The 2,215-nt window shown below is 50.2% G+C and carries 2 protein-coding genes; one reads left to right on the forward strand and one right to left on the reverse strand.

From position 1 onward, the window contains the following. Nucleotides 1–221 precede the first annotated feature (221 nt). Nucleotides 222–1,646, forward strand: a complete 1,425-nt coding sequence (locus HMPREF2978_RS12670; protein WP_083316471.1) for a phytoene desaturase family protein — start codon at nucleotides 222–224, stop codon at nucleotides 1,644–1,646. Between the two features lie 58 nt (nucleotides 1,647–1,704). Here HMPREF2978_RS12670 and HMPREF2978_RS13530 read toward each other — a convergent pair whose 3' ends face one another. Next, nucleotides 1,705–1,887 (reverse strand): hypothetical protein, encoded by a 183-nt coding sequence (locus HMPREF2978_RS13530; RefSeq protein WP_371326351.1) that lies wholly within the window; start codon nucleotides 1,885–1,887, stop codon nucleotides 1,705–1,707. Nucleotides 1,888–2,215: the final 328 nt, after the last annotated feature.

Genomic DNA, 2,215 nt, shown 5'->3' on the forward strand with positions numbered 1-2,215 from the left:
ATATCAGGTGTCTACCAAACAGGGGTCAGGTCCAACACAAAATGTCGTTTAGCCCGACACGCCGCAAACAAAACATTTGTCGTTTTAGGCCTAGTATCCTTTCCTTCGCCGGCCTTTAGGCAGTGTGGCGCGGTCCACTTTCAGCTTCGGTATTTCCTGCACCCCAGCTAAACACCTCAACCAGTTGAACAAGTGATGAACAACAATAAGGAGGAAGAACCGTGACAAACGCCGTTATCGTGGGAGCAGGTCCTAATGGTTTAGCAGCGGCCCTTTTCCTCGCCAATCACGATATTGAGGTGACAATACTTGAAGCTAATTCTTCTATTGGAGGCGGTGCACGATCCGGGGAATACACGCTCCCCGGACTGACACATGACCACTGTTCAGCGTTTCATCCTTTCGGTGTCGGATCAAGTTTTTGGAAAGAGGTAGAACTAGAGAAGTACGGTTTAGAATGGGCATGGTCTGAAGTTGACTGCGCTCATCCTTTGGATGATGGACGGGCTGGGATCCTGTATAGGTCTCTAGACAAAACTGTCGAGCATCTGGGAGTCGACGGAGACATCTGGAGAAAGATAGTCGGGAGCAGCGTAAGGAACTTCGACCTCCTGGCAGAGGACACTTTCCGCCCACTTCTTCATATTCCTCAACACCCAGTCGCTCTTGCCAAGTTCGCTCCATATGCTTCTCTGCCAGCCTCAACACTTATGCGCATGTTTAAAACCGAAGCGGGTAAAGCATTGTTTGGGGGAATCGCAGCCCACGCTTTTACCTCTCTCGACCAACCGCTAACTGCATCGCTCGGAATAATGCTCGCTGCTGCAGCCCACCGGTGGGGTTGGCCGGTAGCAAAAGGAGGATCAGGCGCAATTGTATCGGCTCTAGGAAAAGCTCTCACCCAAAAGAACGTAACGATCCATACTAATAGTCCCGTTATTTCGAAAAGGGATATTCCAACCGCAGATCTTGTTCTTCTAGATCTTTCTCCCCAACAGATCCTCTCCTTGTATGGAGATGAGATGCCATCAAGAATTAAAAAGCAATACTCAAATTTCAGATCTGGATCTTCCGCTTTCAAAGTTGACTATGCAATCAGCGGAGACATCCCTTGGAAAAGTTCACATTGTAGACGTGCAGGCACTGTCCACCTTGGTGGCAATGCCAAAGAAACACTACTTTCCGAATCTTTAAGAGCTAAAGGAAAGATGCCTTCACGACCCTTCGTCCTTGTCGGACAGCAATATATGGCAGATCCTACACGCAGCAATGAAAATCTAAATCCAATTTACGCATATGCGCATGTGCCTAAAGGATACTCAGGAGACGCTACAGGGCTAGTCACTGAACAAATAGAAAGATTTGCTCCAGGGTTCCGTGATCAAATTGTTATGAGCAAAAGCATTAACCCGCAGCAAATGGAATCGTCCAATAGGAACTACCGCAATGGGGACATCATTGGTGGAGGAAACGACGGACTACAGCTGGTATTTCGCCCTAGGATGACCACGAATCCATATTGGATTGGTGTGCAAGGTGTCTATATCTGTTCACATTCCTCTCCACCAGGGGCTGGAGTTCATGGACTATGTGGAAAGAATGCCGCAACTGCGGCCTTTCGGGATCTCCAAAAAGGATCGACTTAAGCGGCCCTTCCGGTTTTCCCGCCGCCAGGTTTCGATCAGCTCAGGCACGGTGGGGGTTTCACCGACAAGATGTAGGACCGTAGTGCAGCCCTACACCGACGAGTGCTTGTTTGTTCGCCGCGGAAAACATGCCCGCATCAGCAACGACGGTGACTTCATCGAGTTGATAGGCATCTTGGAAACGTGTGATCATCGGCAGCATCGTGTGGGTTTCTGCCGAGTTGCCAGCAAACGCGCCCACATGCAATGGAAACCCAGTGGCATCAGTAAGCAGCCCGACAAGGATTTGCGGCTCTACACGGCGCTATTTGGAAAACCCGGGTTTGCGAAGCTCATCGGGAGTATCGGTTTCGAAGTACAAGGTGGTCACTGTCATACAAGATGAATGCGCCTGGCCCGATACCTGCATGATGGACCAACGCTTGGGTTAGTATTTCCCCGAATGAGGTCGTGAGGGGTTTGTGTGCGGTGGGCCACCACTAGGAGGTGGGCATTTTCGGGTCTGTACTTTTAGGCTGTGTGCGAAAACGACGACGAAGCCCGTCACCGTTGAGTGGTTGCTCAAAGGT

This window comes from Corynebacterium sp. HMSC074C01 (assembly GCF_001814605.1).
GTDB lineage: Bacteria > Actinomycetota > Actinomycetes > Mycobacteriales > Mycobacteriaceae > Corynebacterium.